A 20,313-nucleotide genomic window follows, 5' to 3' on the forward strand; every position below is an offset into this window, starting at 1 on the left:
AGATTTTATTGAAAACTATGGAGATTCACCCATTAATAAATAAAACGACGGATTTATCCATAACGGATATTGATCACAAAACATCGTATGATTTCTATAAAATCCACAGACATAAATATTACGAAATCTTCTTATTTGAGCTTGGTAAAGGAGGTCAACAACTCATTGATTTCAACACCTATAAGATAGAAGCAAAAACAATCTACATTGTGGCTCCAAACCAAGTGCATCTATTAAAACGCCTCAAAAGTGAAAATGGAATTCTTTTACAGTTTACACCTGAATACTTGAGTACAGCTATCCCATCCATTTCCGCCGATTTTCTATTTGCTTTTAAATCAAACCCTATAATCAAACTTACAGATGATGACTTCGATAGTTTAATTTATTCTTTTCGATATCTAAAGAAACTGGGAGCATCAACTGAAAGTTTAAAAGATGAAAAGCTACGTCATTTTTTTTCATTCACTATTTATCAAATTCTAGGTATTCTTGAAAACGAAAATATCGATTCTAAAAAAGATAGTCTAACACTACAATTCCTTAAACTAGCTGAAAATCAGTTTTCAAACTTGCGTAATATTGGGGCGTATGCAAACATGCTTCATGTTTCGAATACGAAACTCAGTGCCAGTATTAGAAAAGATCTTGGTAAAACACCTTTACAAATACTTCACGACTTGTTGACTGTTGAAATAAAGCGATTGATTATTATTGAGCAGTTATCTCATAAAGAAATAAGTCATCGCCTGCATTTTGACAGCCAAAGCTCATACAGCCGATTTGTATACAAGCAACTCGCCTGCAATCCCAGTGATTTATCCAAATCTTTAGAAATTCACAAATAATCTGTAGAATTTGCTAAACCTCGCTTCTGTTCTCAAATCTATCTTTGCTCCCAAAAGATATTATGAGATCAAAACAGTACTGGTACCGACTATTACATCGAGATTTTGGCTATTTCTATGTCGGCCTAATTTTGTGCTTTTCCATTTCAGGTATAGCACTAAATCACAGAGATATTTTCAACGCACAAACCTATGTAGTCAGGAATGAACCCATACAGCTTGAAAATATAGATAGCCTGTCCATCTCTCCAGAAAGTTATATCAAGAACATCTCCCCTTCAATTACTAATAATAAGTTTCGTGGAGTTAGGATGAATAAAAATGAGGCACGTGTATATTTCGAGGATGCATTCGCAAACATTGATCTACTCACAGGAAAAGGAGAAATAGAATATATAGAAACCATCCCAGTGTTGGGGCATATGTCCATTCTACACAAATTGATGAATAAGTGGTGGGTTTGGTTTTCAGATATATTTGCATTGGCTCTAATCCTCATATCCATTACTGGAATTCTATTATCAAAAGGGAAGTATAGCTTCAAGAAAAGAGGTTGGATACTAACAGTTAGTGGACTTCTATTCCCTGTGATTATTCTATTCTTCATGTAATCAATTCATACAATTAACTCTAAACTTTATCGCTATGGAATTACAATTAATCCTATCATTTTTAGGAGCCTCCATTCTATTATCCTTAATGCCTGGTCCCGACAATATTTTTGTTTTAACTGAAAGTTTAACCAAAGGTCAAAGAAATGGTATTGCCATTTCAACAGGACTTTCATTTGGAGTTCTAATTCACACTCTTGCCGCTGCCACTGGCTTATCAATTATTATTCAACAATCTGAATTCATCTTTTCTTTAATTAAATATATGGGCGCAGGCTATCTGTTTTTTCTAGCCTATCAATCTTTAAAGGAAAATAAACCTTTAATACATATTGAAACAGAAAGCTCAAACCAACAGGTTAAAGTATTCTCATTGATAAGAAAAGGATTTCTAATGAATGTTCTAAACCCCAAAGTTTCCTTGTTCTTTATTGCATTCCTACCCCAATTCATAAGCACTAAAGGGTTTAACATCACAATTCAGATGATAATTCTGGGCATTATATTCATGCTGCAATCTTGGCTTATTTTTAGCTTAATTGCTGTTTCATCAGGCAAACTTAACAAGCAAGTTGATAATCCGAAGTTCTGGAAAATTACAAAATGGGGAAAAGTTATTGTTCTTTCAGTTCTAGCATTAACATTAATCCTTTCGGAAAAATAATTTAATGGGATTAAAGTCCAATCCTTCAACTCATCTAAAATTATGAGAAAATTAGTCTTTCGATACAATTCATTTTCAGCACAAAAGTTGATTAGTTAAATACTTGTTAAAAATGATCAAAACAGAGCTCAATAGAATAAAAAACAATTTTATATGATAATTTTGGGTTCGAAAGTAAATATGTGACTAAACCTTTTCACATTCTTAGCGTCTAAACACAGATTTCTATTTGATAAATCCCACATATTGGATTTTATTATATAAAAACACAACCTACTAACTAGAGCTGTTTAGCAGTTCATATTAAAACAAGGACTTAAAACATGAAGAAAACACTATTATTATTAATTTTTGCAATGCTAATTAGCCTGACTCAGGCTATGAAGCCTGTACCAAACTCAACTGGGGCACTGAGTGGTACAATTAAGGGTATTGTAAAAGATAAGGATTTAAAAACGGCTGTTGAATACGCCACTGTTTCAGTTTTTAGAATGGCTGATTCAAGTCTAGTGAATGGTACTATTACCAATGCTAAAGGTGAATTCGAATTGAAACAATTAAAACTAGGTAAATACTACGCTGAAATTTCATTCATAGGCTACAACAAGAAAACCATACGCAACATTCCAATCAGTAGAGGTCATAAAGTTGCCAACCTAAAAGAGGTTTTATTGTCACAAGCTAGCGAGGCTTTAGGGGAAGTTACTGTTAGCGCAGAACGACTGCCAATTCAATATCAGATTGATAAAAAAGTTATACCTGTTAGCAGACAATTGACAACTGCAAGTGGTAATGCTGTTGATGTGCTCGAAAGTGTACCCTCAATCAATGTTGATATAGAAGGTAATGTCAGCCTACGTGGCAGCAGTAGCTTTACGGTTTTGGTTGACGGTCGTCCTTCTATTTTGGAAGCTGCCGACATTCTAACTCAGATGCCAGCTAGTGTGATTGAGAATATTGAAATTATTACAAATCCCTCTGCTAAATACGATCCTGAAGGTTCGTCAGGTATTATAAATATTATTACTAAAAAAGGCAAGTTAAAAGGAACCAGTGGTGTTGTAAACCTAAACATTGGTACGTTTAACAACAGAGGCGCGGACTTTTTGGTCAACCTACGCAAAAATAAAATCAATTTCCATTTCGGGATGGATTATAGCAATCGTAACTTCTCTGGTGATCGTGAAAGTGAAAACCGAATAACAAGTGTTGATAAAGACACAGACGTTAGCACAACAAACTACTTTCTCTCTAATGGTGAAACAGACAGAGAGCGCGTGGGTTATGGGTTTCGTACCGGCTTCGATTATGAGATAAATGACCAAAATTTAGTAACCCTGGGCTTACGTTATGGTGGCAGAGATATGGATATGGGATCAAAGCTTGACTATACTGATTATTTCACTATAGATGGAGGAGCCCCAAGTCCAGAGGAACATTATAAAAGTACTGACAATTGGAATCGTGAGATGGAATTCTATAATGCCAACTTCAGCTACTTACGTAAGTTTAAAGGAAAAGGTCACCAGTTATTAACGCAGGTTAACTATTCTTATCGTGATGGTGATGAAAAATCGAAGACAGAGCGTAAACAAAACGGAAGTATTGTAGACGGTAAAGAAGCTACAGAAAAAGGACCTGGTTCTCACCTGGATCTCCGTGCTGATTACACTCTTCCATTAAGAGGTAAAAGTAAATTTGAAGCAGGATATCAAGCGAAGCTTCGCCAGAGTGAAGATATTACAACACAATCTGACTATATAGATGGAAGTGGCTACGTTTTACAGCCTGAATTTGGACACGAAGTTGATTATAAAAAAAATGTACACGGCGTTTATGCCCTATATGCTGATCAAGCAGGTAAGTTTGGTTATCAACTTGGATTAAGAAGTGAGTATACTGATAGAGAAATTAAATTCAAAGGTGAAGCCGAAAGCTTTACAATCAACCGTTGGGATTTCTTTCCTACCATTCACACACAAGTTGATCTAAAGGAAGGGAATCAATTAATGGCCAGCTACACCCGACGCATTCATCGCCCTAGAGGTTGGAGCCTTGAACCATTTATCACCTGGAGTGATGCTTATAATGTTCGAAAAGGTAACCCTGGATTAAAGCCTGAGTATATCGATTCATACGAATTAGGGTATCAAAAACGTATTGGCGAACAATCTATCTCATTTGAAACTTATTACCGTGTCACTCACAATGTGATGGAGCGCATCCGTTCGGTTTATCAGGAAAACGTCATGTTATCAACAACTGAAAATGTCGGAACAGATTACTCCTTAGGAGTAGAAACCATGATAAATTTAAGCTTTGCTAAATGGTTTAAAAATGATCTGATTGGAAATATTTATCATTATAAAGAAAAAGGAGATTACACAACTTACGATAGCGAAAAGAAAGCTACTGTTCAAGATTTCTCAACAGAAAGCTTAAACTGGAGCCTTAGAAACAATTCAACTTTCATGTTTAATAAAACGACTCGCTTTCAAGTAAATGTAATGTATCACTCAGCCAGTAAAAAAGCACAGGGTGAGCGTAAAGGTTTTATCACAGCTAATTTGGGACTTAAGAAAGAGTTTATGCAACGTAAATTGTCAGCAACGCTACAAGTTCGAAACATATTGAATACTGCAAAACATGAGAATATTAGCGAAGGACCTGATTTTTATAACTACAGCAAATTCGATATGCAATGGCCAAGTATTAAACTAAATTTGAGTTATAAGATTAACAACTACAAAAAGAAACGTGGAGCCAGAGGTCAAGGTGGTGACATGGAAGAATTTGAAATGTAATCTCAATTCAAATAATTATACTAAAGAGGTGTTCCTGGGAATGCCTCTTTTTTTTGTGTGAAAGTTTTTATAAACTCTTCTTTATAAATCGTTTCAATATCGTAATTCTAAAAACAAAGCCTAAACCAAACAGAATTCCATAAACCATCCACGACTGATCAAGAATAATCAAATGAAGCATCACGAGTAATACAGCCCAATAAACGCCTCTATGTAAACTCTTCCATTTACGTTTAAGTAATTTCATGGCCCTCTTGCTCGATGTAATCGTCAAGCTTAGAATGATAATGAAAGCCATAAAACCAAAAATAAGTTCGGGCCTTACAAAGATTTGCAAAATACCTTCTGAAAAAATAAAAACCAATACATGTAGTGTCGTGAAAAAACCTGTTGTAATACCAATGGATTGACGAAAAAAGAGAGGGAAGCTTCGCCCAATAATAAGACTAATGGGTGACATTAAGAATGCTGCAAGAAGAAATCTAATTGCCCATAAACCCGTCAAACTAGTCACATATTCTATACCTGGAATAAAATCACGGTCAAGTTTATCAGCATCTTCCTCCGATAACTCCACATCAACAAAACTGAGCATATTCTCAGCCTTTTCTGAAAAATCAATTTCTACAAATTGAGAAAATTCCCATAGAACAAATACGACAATAAGCACAATGGGTAATATTACTATGTAGTGTTTTTTTGAAGGCATTGAAAATTCTATTAATAAAAATGAATCGCAAGTTTATTCTTGTATGAAGCTGGCTTGTATTACAAAAAAAAACAAAAAAGTCTGATTTATGGCATAAGCACTGGAAAATACCTAAATGTTGGTATAAAAAAAGAGCCTCAATCTAAAGATCAAGGCTCATTTATATTTCTTAAGAATTATTACATTCCCAAATTGCGATTCTTATTTATTTCATCTTGTAACTTTCTTGCTAACTTTTGCTCACGCACAAGAGCAGTTTTTCTATGCGTATCAAACTCTTCTCTAACCTCATCCAATCTAACTTGAGTTTCTTTGGTAACTGAATTACTTCTTTTAAATAATAAAAAGAAGAAACCTGTCAACAACAACAAACCTCCTACTAAACTCCAGATAAATAAACTATAGCTTGCCTTCGACATTTGAATACCCAATAGGAACATGCTATCCTTTTCACCCTTTATAGTTGTTAAAGCATCTTTGTTCTCTTTTAATTCCAATTCCAAAGATTTAATCGTTCTATTTCTCTCTCCAACTAACTTCTCAGAAGCAAGATAATCCTTGCGTATGGCATTCAAACTATCCACAAAACCTGACTCAAACTTATTCAACCATGCAATCGGAATTGATTTATAAGTCTTCCATCGGAAAGATTTATCCATAATAAATTCAAATTGCTCTTTTATAGGAGCATCTTTAATATAGGCACGAGGCTTAACAACAGTCTGTTTCTTTTGAGGCGTCACCTCTTGTTTTGTTTGAGTTTGCCCAGTTTCATTTATTTGAGCTGTAAGTGCAAATGAAAAACATAGAATTAAGGCTAGGGTCGAAAAAAGTTTTATTGTTTTCATCAGGAATCTTTAAAATGGAAAAGTTGTATGCACAAAGAAAATAAAAATATGTCGATTCTTCATCTAATCAAAAATCTTTTTTTCATCAAAAACTGCAATTATCCTATAAGATACAAAATAAAATATAAACTATAAATAAACCCCCTTCATCCTAACGCAAACCCAGTTGATACGAGAAGAACTAAATATGATAACAAAAACCTATCTAAACACCATATAACGCTAATAAACAAGCAAGAATACAAACATGTTAATAAGAAAAAGGATAAGAAAATAAAAACTACAAAAAAATCAATATCAAAATACCCAAATGACAATTTAGATTCCAATAATGAAGTCACAAATATAAATACACAATAAAAAAAGCACCATTCGTCAAAATATGATAATAAATCACAATAATAAATTTTAGAAATATTGAAAACTTAATTTCATATAGAAAATATAATATTTTGAGCTATTATTTTATGAATTCAATCTTAAGCTACTGAATAATTCATCCAAATTGTTATTATCATATAATAAGCTATATTTGGTATATGAAGCCTATACCTATCCTACTCATATGTTTTTGTCTTTCTTTTAGTCAACTATTAAGCTCCTGCAAACCTTCGAACAAAGCAGATAAATTGAATATTTTTGCTGCGGCAAGCCTAAAAGATGTTTTAAGCAAAACAGCTGAGGTTTACGAAAAGAACACAGGAATAAAATTAAGCTTGAATTTTGCTTCCTCAGGCATACTTGCACGACAAATAGAACAAGGTGCTGAGGTTGATTTTTTTTTCTCTGCAAATATTGACTGGATCGATTATATTTCAGACAAGAAACTACTGCTAGCTTCATCAAAACTCAACTTGGCTCAAAACAAAATGGCCTTAATTGTGCCCGAATCGAGTACACTAAGTGATTTAGAGAACTTTAGACCGGAACAAATATCGTCTCTATTTGATGGTCGATTAGCTATAGGTGATCCAAACCATGTTCCAGCTGGAAAATATGCCAAAGAAATTCTCGAACACCATAAACTATGGCAAGTTCTCAAATCTAGAATATTACCTTGTAAAAATGCAAGAGAAACACTACTTATGGTTGAGATGGGCGAAGTTGAACTAGGAATTGTTTATCTTTCGGATACTAAAAAATCGAAAAAAATTCGCTGTATATATGAGTTCGAAGAGTCAGACTCTTCTCCTATCCTCATCTATTCAGCTCATCGCACAAACCCCAATTCTAAAGTTCAAGACTTCCAGAATTTTCTGAAGCTACCTGAATCTAAAAGAATTTGGAAAGACTATGCATTTATTGTCCATGACTAATTACTTAGAATTAACGAATATAGAATGGGAAGCCATTTCTCTTTCACTCCAAGTTGCTTTTTGGAGTGCTTTGCTTTGTTTGCCCTTTGCCATATTTACGGGTTGGTTTTTAGCCAGACGACAATTCAGAGCTAAATTTCTATTGGAGGGTTTTATCAATTTACCTTTGGTACTCCCTCCCGTGGCAACAGGTTTCATTCTACTTCTACTATTAGGCCGTAATGGATTTTTAGGACAATTACTTAACGACTTGTTTGGAATTAAAATCGCCTTCTCTTATTATGCAGCACTTATAGCATCTACAATTGTAGCTTTTCCCTTGAGTGTACGCAGCATGCGATTGTCCATTGAAATGATTGATCCTGCTTACGAAGAAGCTGCTAAAACATTAGGCGCAGATCGTTGGCAAAGCTTTTTTAGAATCACATTACCATTGGCACTTCCAGGCATTATCTCTGGCTTTATATTAGCTTTTGCTCGCTCATTGGGAGAATTTGGTGCAACGATTATCTTTGCAGGTAATATTGCTGGTGAAACTCAAACATTACCTTTAGCTTTATATTCTGCCATTCAGGTTCCTGGTCAGGAAACAGCTGCCTTTCGCCTTCTGATCATAGCGGTCCTATTTTCATTCTTAGCCATGGCTGGATCCGAGTTATTAGTTAAAAATCTACATCATCGCAAACATAAAGCATGACAGCACTTTCTATCGATATAAAATGGTCTAGAGATAATTTTAATCTGGACATGCAAGCTGATTTCTCAGATGGAATCACAGGTGTTTTTGGTGCTTCAGGAGCTGGAAAATCAAGCCTTTTACAACTGATAGCCGGATTGGAAAAATTAGATGAAGGACAAATTGCAATTGGCGATGATATACTTGACAATAGCAAAACAAAACAATTCACAGCAACTCATAAAAGAAGAATAGGCTATGTTTTTCAGGAAGGCCGCCTTTTCCCTCATATGAATGTCCGTCAGAATCTACTTTTCGCAACAAAATACATCAAAGCTAGTCAGCAACAATTTAAACTTAATGAGATCGTTGAATTGCTAGAAATCGAATCACTCTTAAATAAATTACCTAGACAGTTGTCTGGTGGTGAAAAACAGCGAGTAGCCATTGGACGAAGCTTACTATCCTCACCTCGCCTATTGCTAATGGATGAACCTTTTTCTGCTCTCGACACATCATTACGTCGACAGATCATTCCATTTCTCGTTAAAATCAATCAGAAACTAGGGCTACCTATCCTGGTTGTCAGTCATGACTTACCTGATTTATTGAGTTTGAGTCAAAAACTATTGCTTGTTAAAGATGGACAGATTCTAGCACATGGTAATTATTTTGAATTAGTCGAAAAAGATCTACTCCTTGATATCATGGAAGAATCAGGTTTAACGAATATGATTCCTTTTAAAATTGAACATATCGACACTCATTTTTTTGAACTCAGTAAAAAAACGAATAAAGGGCAAATAAGCATTAAAAGAAACAAGCAATTACAACACTTCGAATTAGATGATGAGATTAATGTATCTCTTCGACCTGAGGACATTGCTATTGCCTTACATCAAGTAGAAGATGTCTCAATTCGAAACCAACTGGAAGGAATAATCCTTCAGATTATCAAGCATGGTAACCAAACATACTGCCTTGTTGATGTAGGATTCAAACTCCTTGTAACGATTACTGAAACTTCTCGCCAAAAACTAAAACTAACAGAAGGTGAAACTGTGTGGTGTCTGTTTAAATCGATGGCCCTTAAAGTGAATATCTAATTTTAGATTCGCTCTATTTCAAACTGAATTTAATAACAGTTTGAAAAACAATTCGGACAAAGAAGTATTTTATACATAAATATTCCTTAGATTTGTCTCAGTATTTATTTCCTTATGAAAGAGTATAATAGTCATATCGCATCATTTTCTAAATCTCAAATTTCTTTTGAGTTGAATATGACTGCACCTACATTTTTGACTTCTTTCAAATCAAACACATCTTTTTCAACCAGTAACAGGAATTGTTGTTGCTGTTGTTGTACCCCTTGTTGTTAGTTCTGTAGAACCGTATTCTTTCTATAGACTCTCAATTTAAATGGGCAGCTTGCCTGCACCTCAAATTCTCCTTTCCAATTTATATTTTATAATCATTCAAGAATGAATTATCTAACAAAAGTTATGGAAGAACTTCAAGCTTCCCGCGAAATCAACGAACTAGATCTTCCAAGTAGAGACTTAACTCAAATCTTTGTTGAAGAAGGGATGAACACCTTATTCCCAATCAGCGCACGTCGTTCGAAAAGTCACTGCGCTCAAGAGGCTCTTTTAGTACAATTAGAAACGCATTTAAAACTGCTGCTCCTCCCAATAAAAGGAGAACTGAATAAGCCAATTGATGATTTATCAAAACAGTTTATGCTAAATCTACCAAAGGTGTACAAGGCTCTTTTATTGGATGCACAAGCCATCCAGGATTTCGATCCTGCTGCCAGAAACCTAGGTGAAGTTATCGTCTCCTATCCTGGTTTTTTTGCCATCATGGTTTATCGATTGAGTCATGAACTTTATCTAGCCAATATTCCTATTATTCCTAGGCTTATGAGTGAATATGCCCATTCAAAAACTGGAATTGACATTCATCCGGGAGCTCGAATTGGAGAATCTTTTTTTATTGATCATGGTACAGGTGTCGTTATTGGTGAAACAGCCATTATAAAAAACAATGTGAAAATCTATCAAGGTGTTACACTTGGAGCATTGCAAGTAAAAAAGAGTTTGGCTAAAAAGAAACGTCACCCAACTGTTGAAGATAATGTCATTATATATTCGAATGCAACAATCCTTGGAGGAGATACCATTATTGGTCGAAATAGTGTAATTGGTGGTAATGTTTGGCTAACGTCAAGTGTCGACTCCAATTCATTGGCATATCACAGTCATAAAATTAAAGTCAGGTCAAGTATCAACGAAAACAATATCATTGACTTTCAAATATAGAATTATAAAACACAAACTTATAAATATATAAACATATGAAATTAGATAATATTTTAGAGAACATTGGACAAACTCCTATCGTAAAAATCAACAAAATCCTAGGTCAAAAGACTAATACTTGGATGAAGTTAGAACGTAATAATCCCGGAGGTAGTATTAAAGATAGAATTGCTCTATCGATGATTGAACAAGCTGAAAAAGATGGCATTATTAAGGAAGGTGCAATTATCATTGAGCCTACTTCTGGAAATACAGGAGTTGGTTTAGCAATGGTGTCTGCTGTAAAAGGATATAAATTGATTCTTGTCATGCCCGAATCCATGTCAGTTGAACGTAGAAAGTTAATGTCAGCTTATGGTGCTGAATTTGTATTAACACCACGTGAACTAGGAATGAAAGGCGCTATATCGAAAGCAGAAGAGCTTATCAAAGCCAATGCAAATAGTTGGATGCCATCACAATTTGACAATGAAGCTAATGTTGAAATACATAGACAAACAACAGCTCAAGAAATCATTGCTGATTTCCCAGATGGTATCGACTATCTGGTAACTGGAGTTGGAACTGGTGGACACATTACAGGAGTTGGTGAAATTCTTAAAGCTAAATTTCCAAATTTAAAAGTATTCGCAGTTGAGCCTGAAGCTTCTCCTGTCATTAGTGGTGGAGCTCCTGGCCCACACCCTCTTCAAGGAATTGGTGCTGGTTTTATTCCTACGAACCTCAATGAATCTGTTCTTGATGGCGTTATAAAAGTAAGTCAAGAAGAGGCTTTCTCAATGGTTAGATCTTTGGCTAAGGAAGAAGGCATCTTAGCAGGCATATCAACAGGCGCGTCTCTTGCTGCCGTTGCCAAGAAAAAGGATGAATTTGGCTCAGATGCAAGGATTCTGACTTTTAATTATGACACTGGAGAACGCTATCTTTCTACAGAAGGCTTATTCTAAAATTGAAAAAACAAAAGCTATCGAAGAAAAAGATCTTCGATAGCTTTTAGCTTTGAAGCCGGTAATAAAGCTTCTTTGATTATTAATGAAAAATTAAAATTGGCATATGTGTTTTTACAAAAAGCTTACGTGACATCTGACCGAAAAATAAGCGTTCAAGTAAGTTGTGTTTTCTAGCCTTAATAGCAATCATACCAATATTATGATCCTGAACATAGGATTCAATACCCTTCATTTTGTCTTCAATTTTAAAAATCTGACACTTCACGGTATCATCACCCAGCGATCGTTTTAGATACTTACGTAAAATACCCATACGATGCTCTTCAAGAGGATGGTCATCTTCATCCTTCTCAAAATGAACACAGTGAATATTCATAAAGAACGGTTCTGTAATATATTTCAATGTAGCAATAGCTTTAAAGTCAGCTTTATCAAAATCAGTTGCATACATCACTTCTTTTATCCCATCCAAATCAGGATTCTCACCTCTATCAGATAAAATCAACATAGGGACTTCAACATTGTCAATTATTGAAGAAACTACTGAGCCAAGCAAATTAGATGTTCCAGCAGTCTCACCACGAGATCCCATTACTAATAAATCTGGCTTATAATCTCGAGTCATGCTAATAATTTCGGAACTAGCAATACCTCCCGACAAAGCTACATCTACCTCAACACCCTCCACTTTGTCCTTTTCAATCCTAGCAGATAAATAATCCTTTAATTCATTAATCTTCATTTTGGCATTCTTTTCAACTTCGGCTAAAACTTCAACGACAGTGGCATTATAAGTATAGCTGTCTGAGAAAGGAATCGTTTCGATAGCAGAAGCAAAAAAGGTATGAAACAACAGGATATCTGCATGAAATTTCACTGCTAAGTTGTAGGCATAATCACAAATACGAGGCGATGAATCTGAAAAGTCAACAGGAACCATGATACGGTTTAATTCCATCACAGAACCATGCACAACTTTATCCTCATCTTTCTCAATATAGCTTAATTTGAAATCTTCGATTACAATTAAGGCTTTAATTAAATCCTCTTCACGAATTCGAACCTTTACGCCACCGCCAATGGCTGATTGTAGTAAGTTGATATTTTTTAAGAAACACTCAATACCCTGTGATTCCAAACAGCCTTGCAGTAAATGAGCCCTAGAATAGCTGTAAGTTGCTAAAGTTATAATCCTGTCTTTCATGCGTTTCGATTTATAAAGGGTTTATACTCAAATCCTATTACCATTACGACTTAGAATAATGGAACTATTAGTAATCTAACAAACAGTGTGTTAGTAGTGAAAACCAAATTTCAACAAAAATAAAAGATTTGATTTTTACATTATTAAGTTCACTATACAATTTAATGAAAAATAAGTTAGACTCAAAAAAAAAACCTAAAACTTGAAAAAGAAAAAAACAGGTGACAAAACTTAAGCTTTAAAGGGGTTTGAATATTAAAAAAGATTGATTACTTTTGCGGCTTAGTAAAACTATTAGTAACTAGTTTATTAATTAAACAATTTTAAATTATGTTGAATCATTACGAGACCGTTTTCATTGTAACTCCCGTTTTATCTGAAGCTCAGGTAAAGGAGGCGGCAGAAAAATTCAAGGCTCTTATCATCGAGAATGGTGGTAAGATGACAAATGAGGAGAGTTGGGGCCTACGCAAATTAGCTTATCCTATTCAAAAGAAAAGCACTGGCTTTTACCACTTGCTTCAATTTGAAGCTCCAGGCGATACTATCGAGAAATTGGAACTTAACTACAGACGCGATGAAAAAATCATCCGTTTCTTAACTTTCAGACTTGATAAATACGCATACGAGTATTCTATTAAAAGAAAAGGAAACCTTAAAGCATCTAAAGAGGACAAATAGTCATGGCACAAAATCAATCAGAAATCAGATATTTGACTCCCCCAACGGTTGAGATCAAAAAGAAAAAGTACTGTCGTTTCAAGAAGAACAAAATCAAATTCATCGATTATAAAGATCCTGAGTTTTTGAAGAAGTTCTTAAACGAACAAGGAAAGATTTTACCACGTCGTATTACTGGTACTTCTTTAAAATATCAACGCAAGGTAGCTACTGCAGTTAAACGTGCTCGTCACATAGCTCTTCTACCTTACGTAACTGACATGATGAAATAATCTTTTAAAGAAGGAGGAAACGAAATGGAAATCATCTTAAAACAAGATATCCATACTTTAGGGTATAAAAACGATATCGTAACTGTTAAGAATGGTTACGGAAGAAATTACTTGATTCCTACAGGTGTAGCAATTTTAGCGACTGAGTCTGCTAGAAAAATGCACGCTGAAAATATGAGACAAAGTGCTCATAAGCAGGAGAAAATCAAAAACGAAGCTCTTGAGCTTGCTAAAAAACTTGAAGCTGTTACGATTACTTTAGGTGCTAAAACTAGTACTACAGGTAAGATTTTCGGTTCTGTAAACAATATTCAAATTTCTGAAGCTCTTGCAGCTCAAGGATTCGAAATTGACAGAAAAGTTATTGCAATTAAAGATGCTGTTAAAGAAATCGGTAAGTATACTGCTTCAATAAAACTTCATAAAGAAGTGAAAGTAGATATCGCTTTCGAAGTTGTTTCAGAGTAATCTGAGTTCAGCTCAATTAATTTAAGTTAAGACACAACTTAAATCTTTTCAAACAAACATTTAAAACCACTCCTTTTTCCGGGAGTGGTTTTTTAGTTACCCCCCACACGTCCTTATTTCCAAGAGGCTTTTTCAAAAGAATGTTCCATTCTTTACAATTCATGACAGATATTCGACAATTGACGTCATTCACTTTTTTATTCTTCTTAGTTTTCCTGAATATTGTACTTAGAAAAAGTGATCTAGCTAAAGACAACAATTAATAATTGTAATAGCTGAACTATCAATTACAATGAATAGTTTCTAAAGAATCACAAATCTGATATTGGAAATCATAAAATCAAAAGCATATGAAAGCTCTATTTAAAATCACAATCCTACTTGCATTGGTTCTGCCTTCATTGATGAATCAAGTACAAGCAAGCCCAATAAGCTTGGATAAGGAAGTCACAAGTCGTGAAAGATCTAATTGGAAAGCTGAAAACATTAAAGTTTCATCTCATGGAGAGATTGAGTTTAATGAGGACTACACTGATGTTATAGACATTAGCGATGATGGTTACCTAAAAATTAGCATGGTAAGCTTCGGAATGAAGCGTAAGCTATATTTTCGATCACATGAAGGTCAACTCGACAAACTCTATTTTGAAGGAAAGAAACAAATTAAATTTGAACCTAAAGGTCGTGAATGGATGCAAGAAGTACTACCACAAGTGGTACGCAATTCAGGTTTAGATTTAGAGAACCGTGTTAATAAATTTTATAAAAAAGGAGGCCTTAATGCATTCCTTTCAGAACTAGAAGCAACTGATAGTGACTATTTCAAATCACGTATGGTTCATTACCTTTTGGACAATAATGAATTGACAAAAAAAGAAAAAGGAAAGCTTTTAAAGGAGTTCCCTGCTAATATCGACTCTGATTATGAGCTCTCTCAAATCCTTAAAAAGCACAATTCAGTTTTTATTGATGACAGCACACTTTCATTGGAATTTTTTAATAGTCTTAACCAGGTTTCTTCTGACCATGAAGTATCTCAAATTTTAAAATCTGTTTTCAAGAATAATAAATTAAACGAGGCAAGCTTCGAACTCTTCATTTCAGCAATGAATAATATTGATTCAGATTTCGAAAAATCGAATTTGATAAAGCTGGCTATCTCAGAAGGAAAAAATTCGACCATAAAACTGGATCTTATCCTAAACAACTTAAAGGGTATCGATTCTGATTATGAAAAAGGAATTATCATCAAAACGGTTATAAACGAGGAGTTATTTGATCTCGATAATATCGATAAAATAATTGAACTGAGCCGAGGAATCTCTTCTGATTACGAGCACACTCAAATCATGAAAAATATGATTAAGCATGAGATGATAACACCTCAGAACAAAGATAAATTCAAAGAAATGATGGATGATATTTCTTCGGACTATTCATATAAGGAAATATTAATGGAATTTATGGAGTATGATAAGCTAGGTGAAGAAAACTTTGACTTTTTGATAGAAGCTTCTGAAAAAATCTCATCCTCGTATGAATTAAGTCAATTGTATAAAATGATGCTGAACAAAGATGGCTTAAGTACGAAACAACAGATAACACTTATCGAAAAAGCGAGTCACATCAGTTCTGATTATGAGTACGCCTCTTTTCTTCTTGAAGCTACAAGAAAGCTTGACTTAGATAATGAAAAAATTCAAAACGCCTTAATTGATGCAACTCAAAAAATTGATTCTGAATATGATTATGGCAAAATCATGAAGGCTATATATTCTCATAAAAGAAACTAGATATTCATAGTTACACTTGTCTAATCATCTGAAATCTGATGACTTTACTATCACTTATTGTAAAGTCATGAAGTTTCTCTTTATAATTAGCCTTTAATTAAATCTCAATTTGTAACTTCAAGTATTCCAAATCTTTTCTATACTATGTCGCAATATTTGCGTTTTATCATCATAAGCCCTGTTTTCGGAATACTTAGCTTTATGCTAAGCTATTATAGTCAGATTGGAGAATTGCCTTCTCTTCAAAAGGAATTCCTACCTTATTTGACTTCTGCGACTTTTGGTCTATTAGCCGGTTTTTCAGCTTTGGGAATTGGTAAACTTCTCAACAGCTTTGTTAGTTGGAAAAAGAAACATAGCTTACGTTTTCTTCTACAGTGTTTGGCTCTTTTTATGACAGGATGCATTCTTATCGTTTGCTACCTCGAGTTTTTCGATATGATATTGGGTACCAAAATGACCTATGAAAAGTTTTGGTTGGAATATAAAGACGAATTCTTAAAAGCCTTGCTTATTCTTTTCATCTTCGTTTTTATATATACCATTCTCGATTTCATGATTTATTCTTTCAACTATCTAAAAAAAGAAGAGATCCAATCTGTTGAGATGATTAACAATCAGATGAATTTGCAGTTTAAAGCCTTAAAATCTCAACTGAACCCACACTTTCTTTTCAATTCACTCAACACGATATCCTCTCTACTCTATAAAGATCCTGAGAAGGCAGAGGTTTTTATTCGAAAATTTGCTGAGAGTTATCGCTTTATTCTTGATCAGAATGATAAAGCACTTATTCCTCTTGAAAAGGAACTCGCCTTTGTTGAAGCCTACAACTATATATTAAGAATGCGATTTCAGGATTCATACAAACTTTGTATTGATCTGCCAGATAGGGTTAGAAATAGCTTTGTTCCTCCATTGAGTATTCAGATGTTAGTTGAAAATGCTATTAAACACAACCTAATATCTAAAAGCTCCCCATTAGAAGTCAAACTTAAATGCGAGGACAATTACCTACATGTTAGCAACAATATTAACCCTTTACGTGAACAAGCTGAGTCATTTCAAATTGGAATTGAAAATATAAAGAAGCGATATGCCTTTTTCACAAGCGAGAATATCAAACTAAAAAAAACAGACTTTTTTACAGTAAGCTTACCTTTGATTACCAAAAATAATCGACACATGAATTAGAGGAACTAAGCTGCTTTTAAGAATATTACAACTGAATTAGCCACATAAATAAGGTAATGAAAACCAAATATCTCAATCAATCACTATATCGAATATTCGCCCCCTTAGTAGCTGGGCTCTTTGTATACGTGCTCATTCTATTGGTATTCGACCGATTATCTGAAATCATCAATAATTTTCAGCCAGATGAATTGGTCTTTCTTATACTAGTCAACTATATATTATTCGAGACTTATCGGGTTTGGATCAATTCATTTGAAAAATCGAAACGACTCATTTCTACCCAATGGTTAAAAACAGGTTTTCTATTCATAGGTAGTTTTATCATTACAATCACTGAAGTTTCAGTTTGTTTATGGTTGTACTTCAACTATTATATAGGAATTAGCAGTTTTGGCTCACAGCTAATATCCTTACTTATTGTTTTTATTCTGGTCGGGATTCTCTTCCACCTTTTTTATATCAGTATTAGCTTTCTCGATAAACAAAACACGCTTCTACTTCAAAAGGAAGAAGTTAATCAAAAAAATATCCAGTATGAGCTTGAGGTATTTAGAAATAAAATCAATCCTGATTTTTTATATAATGCTCTAGAAGGGATTATCAGTTTAATCCGTAAGGAAAATGTAGATCTAGCTGAAAAGCATATCGATTACTTAGCTTTATTCTACCGTAGAATTCTGGGCAATCGTTATTCAGAAGTTATCAGTCTTGAAGATGAAATCAAAAAAATTGAACATTATCTTGAAATACAGAACTATTTATATGCAGGTAACCTAAGTTTAGAATGGGATTTAAATACAGATACAAAAGAAATCATGATTGTTCCCAACACTGTTCTTCAAGCTATTAGCCTGATTGAGCAAACACAACTGGTTAATTCCAACACAAAACTGAACATTATAATTGAGGATGACGACTCATATATTTGTTTCAAATTTAAATCGTCAGCCAAATTAAAAAGAGCAATAAAACCTAAAGCACTATTAGAAAGTATTAATCATAGTATTAGTTTTTATAGTAACTTTAAAGCTACTTGTATTGAAGATGATAAAATCAGCATGGTCAAAATTCCCAAAATTGAATTGGAGAACCATTAAACAAAAACAATAAAACAAATTATAGACACATGAAAGTCATAATTATTGAAGACGAAGTTTTAGCAGCAGAAAAACTTGAACGCTTAATCAAGAAATACGATTCCAAAATTGAAATTATTGAACGTTTCGATTCTGTTAGCGAGTCGAGTATTTGGTTAGGTAATCCAGATAATAAAATCGACCTTATCTTTCTTGATATTCATTTGGTTGATGGTTTAAGTTTCGAGATTTTCAATCGTGTTCAAGTACATACGCCTATTATATTCACAACAGCTTATAACGAATATGCTCTGAATGCTTTCAAACTAAACAGCATCGATTACTTACTAAAGCCTATTAGTTTTGACGACTTATTTACCAGCATGAAGAAGTTAGAAAATATGCGAGCCTCACTCTCTACAGAGCCAAATCTAAGAAGTTTCGAAAATCTAAGTCAGGTATTGTCAAAAATTCAGAAAAACTATAAAACACGTTTCATGATTAAAGTAGGTGAAAAACTACGTTCTTTCACCTGTAACGAAATAGATCTATTTTATAGCGAGGGCCGTGATGCCTTTATTCTTCTTAAAGAAGGCAAGCATTATATTATCGACTACAAAATGGAAGAGCTGCAAGAACTCTTAAACCCTGATGAATTTTTCCGTATTGGACGATCTTTTATCGTCAACATCAATGCCATATCTGGCGTTAATATCCATTCCAACTCTCGACTAAAAGTTAAACTCAAACAGGAAACAGATAAGGAATTGATTGTATCACGAGAAAAAGTGAATGACTTTAAAGATTGGTTTAGCGGCAATCAACGAGAATTGTAATCCACAATATTCTAAATAAAAATGCAAGCATCACTCTATCTGAGAATGCTTGCATTTTTTGTTTGGTCCATACTCTGATTAAATAGAAGGTGCTTTCATCAAAAAATCGGCTTCTATTTCTTTCAAAAAATCCGCCTTCCTAAAGCAATATTCGAGAAATTGACGTTTTGATCCCTTTTTCCCCATTTACGAAAACGTTATCATAATTGACAAACATTCAAATATGTGCTATTAATGATAATTTTCTTTAATAAACTTCTCCAACGCAAACATTTTCGGGACTTCCCGAAACCGTTTGTATTGAAAATAATTGCAAAAACAGCCCTCTCTGATCATTTTATCTAGATCTTTTCTAAGAATACTTCATAGATTTACAATGTCAAACGAAACCACTTAAAGCGTTTGGCAGAAACAAATAATTATTAACCAAAATTTTTAAACAGATGAAAAATCTAAAATTGAAATTGAAAGGATTGGCCTTAGTTGCCCTATTCACATTAAGTTTAAATGCTGCCTTTGCTACAGGAAACATTCGTATCAACCAGTATTTGAACACCGATTACTCTATTGTATCAGTATTTAATACTAGTAGTACAGATCTTAAGTTGAAAATTTACGACGAGAATGGACATGTATTTTACAGCGAAACTGTAGAAGCAGAAACCAACGAGCAAAAGCTTTTCGACCTATCTCATTTATCTGATGGTAATTACGCTCTAGTTTTAGTTGGTAAAAACTCACGAGTAGAAGAAACCTTCCAGGTAGCAGGTAAAAAACTCCTTGTTACAAATGAATTGATGCAACTAGCCGAGAATAGAATTAAAAGCTCGAACGATGCCAACAAAAAGTAAAGATTCCGACCACTGCGGTGTTTGTATAAAACACCAATATTTATATAAGTGTATCCCTCAACAATAAGAGATACACTTATTTTTTTGTTTACTTGTCTCCCCCCTCCTTTAATATTTTAGTTGAACCCCCTACAATAGTTGAGTTAAACAACACTTTTCAATAGAGCGATTATCGCTTTCTAATC

General features: G+C 34.0%; 20 protein-coding genes. 17 read left to right on the forward strand and 3 right to left on the reverse strand.

What is annotated here, in order from left to right:
- The first annotated feature begins 17 nt into the window (after positions 1 to 17).
- From ACXR6G_RS01030 to ACXR6G_RS01045, 4 genes are all read left to right on the forward strand, one after another.
- Entirely contained in the window at positions 18 to 848 is an 831-nt protein-coding gene (locus ACXR6G_RS01030; protein WP_458359956.1) for a helix-turn-helix domain-containing protein, read from the forward strand.
- Between the two features lie 62 nt (positions 849 to 910).
- Positions 911 to 1,459, forward strand: coding sequence for a PepSY-associated TM helix domain-containing protein (locus ACXR6G_RS01035; protein ID WP_458359539.1), 549 nt, complete (start codon positions 911 to 913; stop codon positions 1,457 to 1,459).
- Between the two features lie 34 nt (positions 1,460 to 1,493).
- The gene (locus ACXR6G_RS01040; protein WP_458359540.1) at positions 1,494 to 2,123 is read left to right on the forward strand and encodes a LysE family translocator; all 630 of its coding nucleotides are present in this window, start codon (positions 1,494 to 1,496) and stop codon (positions 2,121 to 2,123) included.
- Between the two features lie 323 nt (positions 2,124 to 2,446).
- A complete protein-coding gene (locus tag ACXR6G_RS01045; RefSeq protein WP_458359541.1) occupies positions 2,447 to 4,927 on the forward strand; it encodes a TonB-dependent receptor domain-containing protein in 2,481 nt (826 codons plus the stop codon).
- Positions 4,928 to 4,994: 67 nt separating this feature from the next.
- Here the strand turns inward: ACXR6G_RS01045 and ACXR6G_RS01050 are convergent, their stop codons facing one another.
- Together ACXR6G_RS01050 and ACXR6G_RS01055 are read right to left on the reverse strand one after the other, a co-directional pair.
- On the reverse strand, positions 4,995 to 5,636 hold the full coding sequence (locus tag ACXR6G_RS01050; protein WP_458359542.1) for a ferric reductase-like transmembrane domain-containing protein: 642 nt from the start codon (positions 5,634 to 5,636) through the stop codon (positions 4,995 to 4,997).
- Positions 5,637 to 5,815: 179 nt separating this feature from the next.
- A complete protein-coding gene (locus ACXR6G_RS01055; protein WP_458359543.1) occupies positions 5,816 to 6,484 on the reverse strand; it encodes a hypothetical protein in 669 nt (222 codons plus the stop codon).
- 629 nt (positions 6,485 to 7,113) lie between these two features.
- On the opposite strand from ACXR6G_RS01055, the gene modA reads away from it, so the two are divergent.
- From modA to cysK, 5 genes are all read left to right on the forward strand, one after another.
- Positions 7,114 to 7,800: a molybdate ABC transporter substrate-binding protein gene (gene modA / locus ACXR6G_RS01060; protein ID WP_458359544.1), complete on the forward strand. Its 687-nt coding sequence runs from the start codon at positions 7,114 to 7,116 to the stop codon at positions 7,798 to 7,800.
- Positions 7,793 to 8,497: a molybdate ABC transporter permease subunit gene (gene modB / locus ACXR6G_RS01065; RefSeq protein ID WP_458359545.1), complete on the forward strand. Its 705-nt coding sequence runs from the start codon at positions 7,793 to 7,795 to the stop codon at positions 8,495 to 8,497. The genes modA and modB overlap by 8 nt, the downstream gene beginning before the upstream one ends.
- On the forward strand, positions 8,494 to 9,582 hold the full coding sequence (modC, locus tag ACXR6G_RS01070; RefSeq protein ID WP_458359546.1) for a molybdenum ABC transporter ATP-binding protein: 1,089 nt from the start codon (positions 8,494 to 8,496) through the stop codon (positions 9,580 to 9,582). Before modB ends, modC begins: the two co-directional genes overlap by 4 nt.
- 378 nt (positions 9,583 to 9,960) lie before the next feature.
- Complete coding sequence (gene epsC / locus ACXR6G_RS01075; protein ID WP_458359547.1) at positions 9,961 to 10,800, forward strand: serine O-acetyltransferase EpsC; 840 nt, start codon at positions 9,961 to 9,963, stop codon at positions 10,798 to 10,800.
- Positions 10,801 to 10,835: 35 nt separating this feature from the next.
- The gene (gene cysK / locus ACXR6G_RS01080; RefSeq protein WP_458359548.1) at positions 10,836 to 11,747 is read left to right on the forward strand and encodes a cysteine synthase A; all 912 of its coding nucleotides are present in this window, start codon (positions 10,836 to 10,838) and stop codon (positions 11,745 to 11,747) included.
- An 82-nt stretch (positions 11,748 to 11,829) separates the two neighbouring features.
- Here cysK and ACXR6G_RS01085 read toward each other — a convergent pair whose 3' ends face one another.
- Complete coding sequence (locus tag ACXR6G_RS01085; RefSeq protein ID WP_458359549.1) at positions 11,830 to 12,954, reverse strand: universal stress protein; 1,125 nt, start codon at positions 12,952 to 12,954, stop codon at positions 11,830 to 11,832.
- Positions 12,955 to 13,284: 330 nt separating this feature from the next.
- Here ACXR6G_RS01085 and rpsF point away from each other — a divergent pair, with 330 nt between their 5' ends.
- The 8 genes from rpsF (at position 13,285) to ACXR6G_RS01125 (ending at position 20,128) form a co-directional block, all read left to right on the forward strand.
- Positions 13,285 to 13,635 carry a 30S ribosomal protein S6 gene (rpsF, locus tag ACXR6G_RS01090; RefSeq protein WP_458359550.1) on the forward strand — a complete coding sequence of 117 codons (351 nt, stop codon included), beginning with the start codon at positions 13,285 to 13,287 and terminating at the stop codon, positions 13,633 to 13,635.
- Positions 13,636 to 13,637: 2 nt separating this feature from the next.
- A complete protein-coding gene (gene rpsR / locus ACXR6G_RS01095; protein WP_125030571.1) occupies positions 13,638 to 13,907 on the forward strand; it encodes a 30S ribosomal protein S18 in 270 nt (89 codons plus the stop codon).
- A gap of 24 nt (positions 13,908 to 13,931) precedes the next feature.
- Positions 13,932 to 14,375, forward strand: a complete 444-nt coding sequence (gene rplI / locus ACXR6G_RS01100; RefSeq protein WP_458359551.1) for a 50S ribosomal protein L9 — start codon at positions 13,932 to 13,934, stop codon at positions 14,373 to 14,375.
- A gap of 350 nt (positions 14,376 to 14,725) precedes the next feature.
- Entirely contained in the window at positions 14,726 to 16,168 is a 1,443-nt protein-coding gene (locus tag ACXR6G_RS01105) for a hypothetical protein (RefSeq protein WP_458359552.1), read from the forward strand.
- A gap of 144 nt (positions 16,169 to 16,312) precedes the next feature.
- On the forward strand, positions 16,313 to 17,362 hold the full coding sequence (locus ACXR6G_RS01110) for a sensor histidine kinase (RefSeq protein WP_458359553.1): 1,050 nt from the start codon (positions 16,313 to 16,315) through the stop codon (positions 17,360 to 17,362).
- A 56-nt stretch (positions 17,363 to 17,418) separates the two neighbouring features.
- Positions 17,419 to 18,462 carry a histidine kinase gene (locus tag ACXR6G_RS01115; protein WP_458359554.1) on the forward strand — a complete coding sequence of 348 codons (1,044 nt, stop codon included), beginning with the start codon at positions 17,419 to 17,421 and terminating at the stop codon, positions 18,460 to 18,462.
- A gap of 29 nt (positions 18,463 to 18,491) precedes the next feature.
- Positions 18,492 to 19,277, forward strand: coding sequence for a LytR/AlgR family response regulator transcription factor (locus tag ACXR6G_RS01120; protein ID WP_458359555.1), 786 nt, complete (start codon positions 18,492 to 18,494; stop codon positions 19,275 to 19,277).
- A 443-nt stretch (positions 19,278 to 19,720) separates the two neighbouring features.
- Positions 19,721 to 20,128: a DUF3244 domain-containing protein gene (locus ACXR6G_RS01125; RefSeq protein WP_458359556.1), complete on the forward strand. Its 408-nt coding sequence runs from the start codon at positions 19,721 to 19,723 to the stop codon at positions 20,126 to 20,128.
- The last annotated feature ends 185 nt before the right edge of the window (positions 20,129 to 20,313 follow it).

The organism is Ancylomarina sp. YFZ004 (assembly GCF_054254355.1).

Coding starts and splice junctions, on each gene's coding strand:
- ACXR6G_RS01030 (WP_458359956.1), top strand. CDS start 18: ATGGAGATTCACCCATTAATAAATAAAACGACGGATTTATCCATAACG.
- ACXR6G_RS01035 (WP_458359539.1), top strand. CDS start 911: ATGAGATCAAAACAGTACTGGTACCGACTATTACATCGAGATTTTGGC.
- ACXR6G_RS01040 (WP_458359540.1), top strand. CDS start 1,494: ATGGAATTACAATTAATCCTATCATTTTTAGGAGCCTCCATTCTATTA.
- ACXR6G_RS01045 (WP_458359541.1), top strand. CDS start 2,447: ATGAAGAAAACACTATTATTATTAATTTTTGCAATGCTAATTAGCCTG.
- ACXR6G_RS01050 (WP_458359542.1), bottom strand. CDS start 5,636: ATGCCTTCAAAAAAACACTACATAGTAATATTACCCATTGTGCTTATT.
- ACXR6G_RS01055 (WP_458359543.1), bottom strand. CDS start 6,484: ATGAAAACAATAAAACTTTTTTCGACCCTAGCCTTAATTCTATGTTTT.
- modB (WP_458359545.1), top strand. CDS start 7,793: ATGACTAATTACTTAGAATTAACGAATATAGAATGGGAAGCCATTTCT.
- modC (WP_458359546.1), top strand. CDS start 8,494: ATGACAGCACTTTCTATCGATATAAAATGGTCTAGAGATAATTTTAAT.
- epsC (WP_458359547.1), top strand. CDS start 9,961: ATGAATTATCTAACAAAAGTTATGGAAGAACTTCAAGCTTCCCGCGAA.
- cysK (WP_458359548.1), top strand. CDS start 10,836: ATGAAATTAGATAATATTTTAGAGAACATTGGACAAACTCCTATCGTA.
- ACXR6G_RS01085 (WP_458359549.1), bottom strand. CDS start 12,954: ATGAAAGACAGGATTATAACTTTAGCAACTTACAGCTATTCTAGGGCT.
- rpsF (WP_458359550.1), top strand. CDS start 13,285: ATGTTGAATCATTACGAGACCGTTTTCATTGTAACTCCCGTTTTATCT.
- rpsR (WP_125030571.1), top strand. CDS start 13,638: ATGGCACAAAATCAATCAGAAATCAGATATTTGACTCCCCCAACGGTT.
- rplI (WP_458359551.1), top strand. CDS start 13,932: ATGGAAATCATCTTAAAACAAGATATCCATACTTTAGGGTATAAAAAC.
- ACXR6G_RS01105 (WP_458359552.1), top strand. CDS start 14,726: ATGAAAGCTCTATTTAAAATCACAATCCTACTTGCATTGGTTCTGCCT.
- ACXR6G_RS01110 (WP_458359553.1), top strand. CDS start 16,313: ATGTCGCAATATTTGCGTTTTATCATCATAAGCCCTGTTTTCGGAATA.
- ACXR6G_RS01115 (WP_458359554.1), top strand. CDS start 17,419: ATGAAAACCAAATATCTCAATCAATCACTATATCGAATATTCGCCCCC.
- ACXR6G_RS01120 (WP_458359555.1), top strand. CDS start 18,492: ATGAAAGTCATAATTATTGAAGACGAAGTTTTAGCAGCAGAAAAACTT.
- ACXR6G_RS01125 (WP_458359556.1), top strand. CDS start 19,721: ATGAAAAATCTAAAATTGAAATTGAAAGGATTGGCCTTAGTTGCCCTA.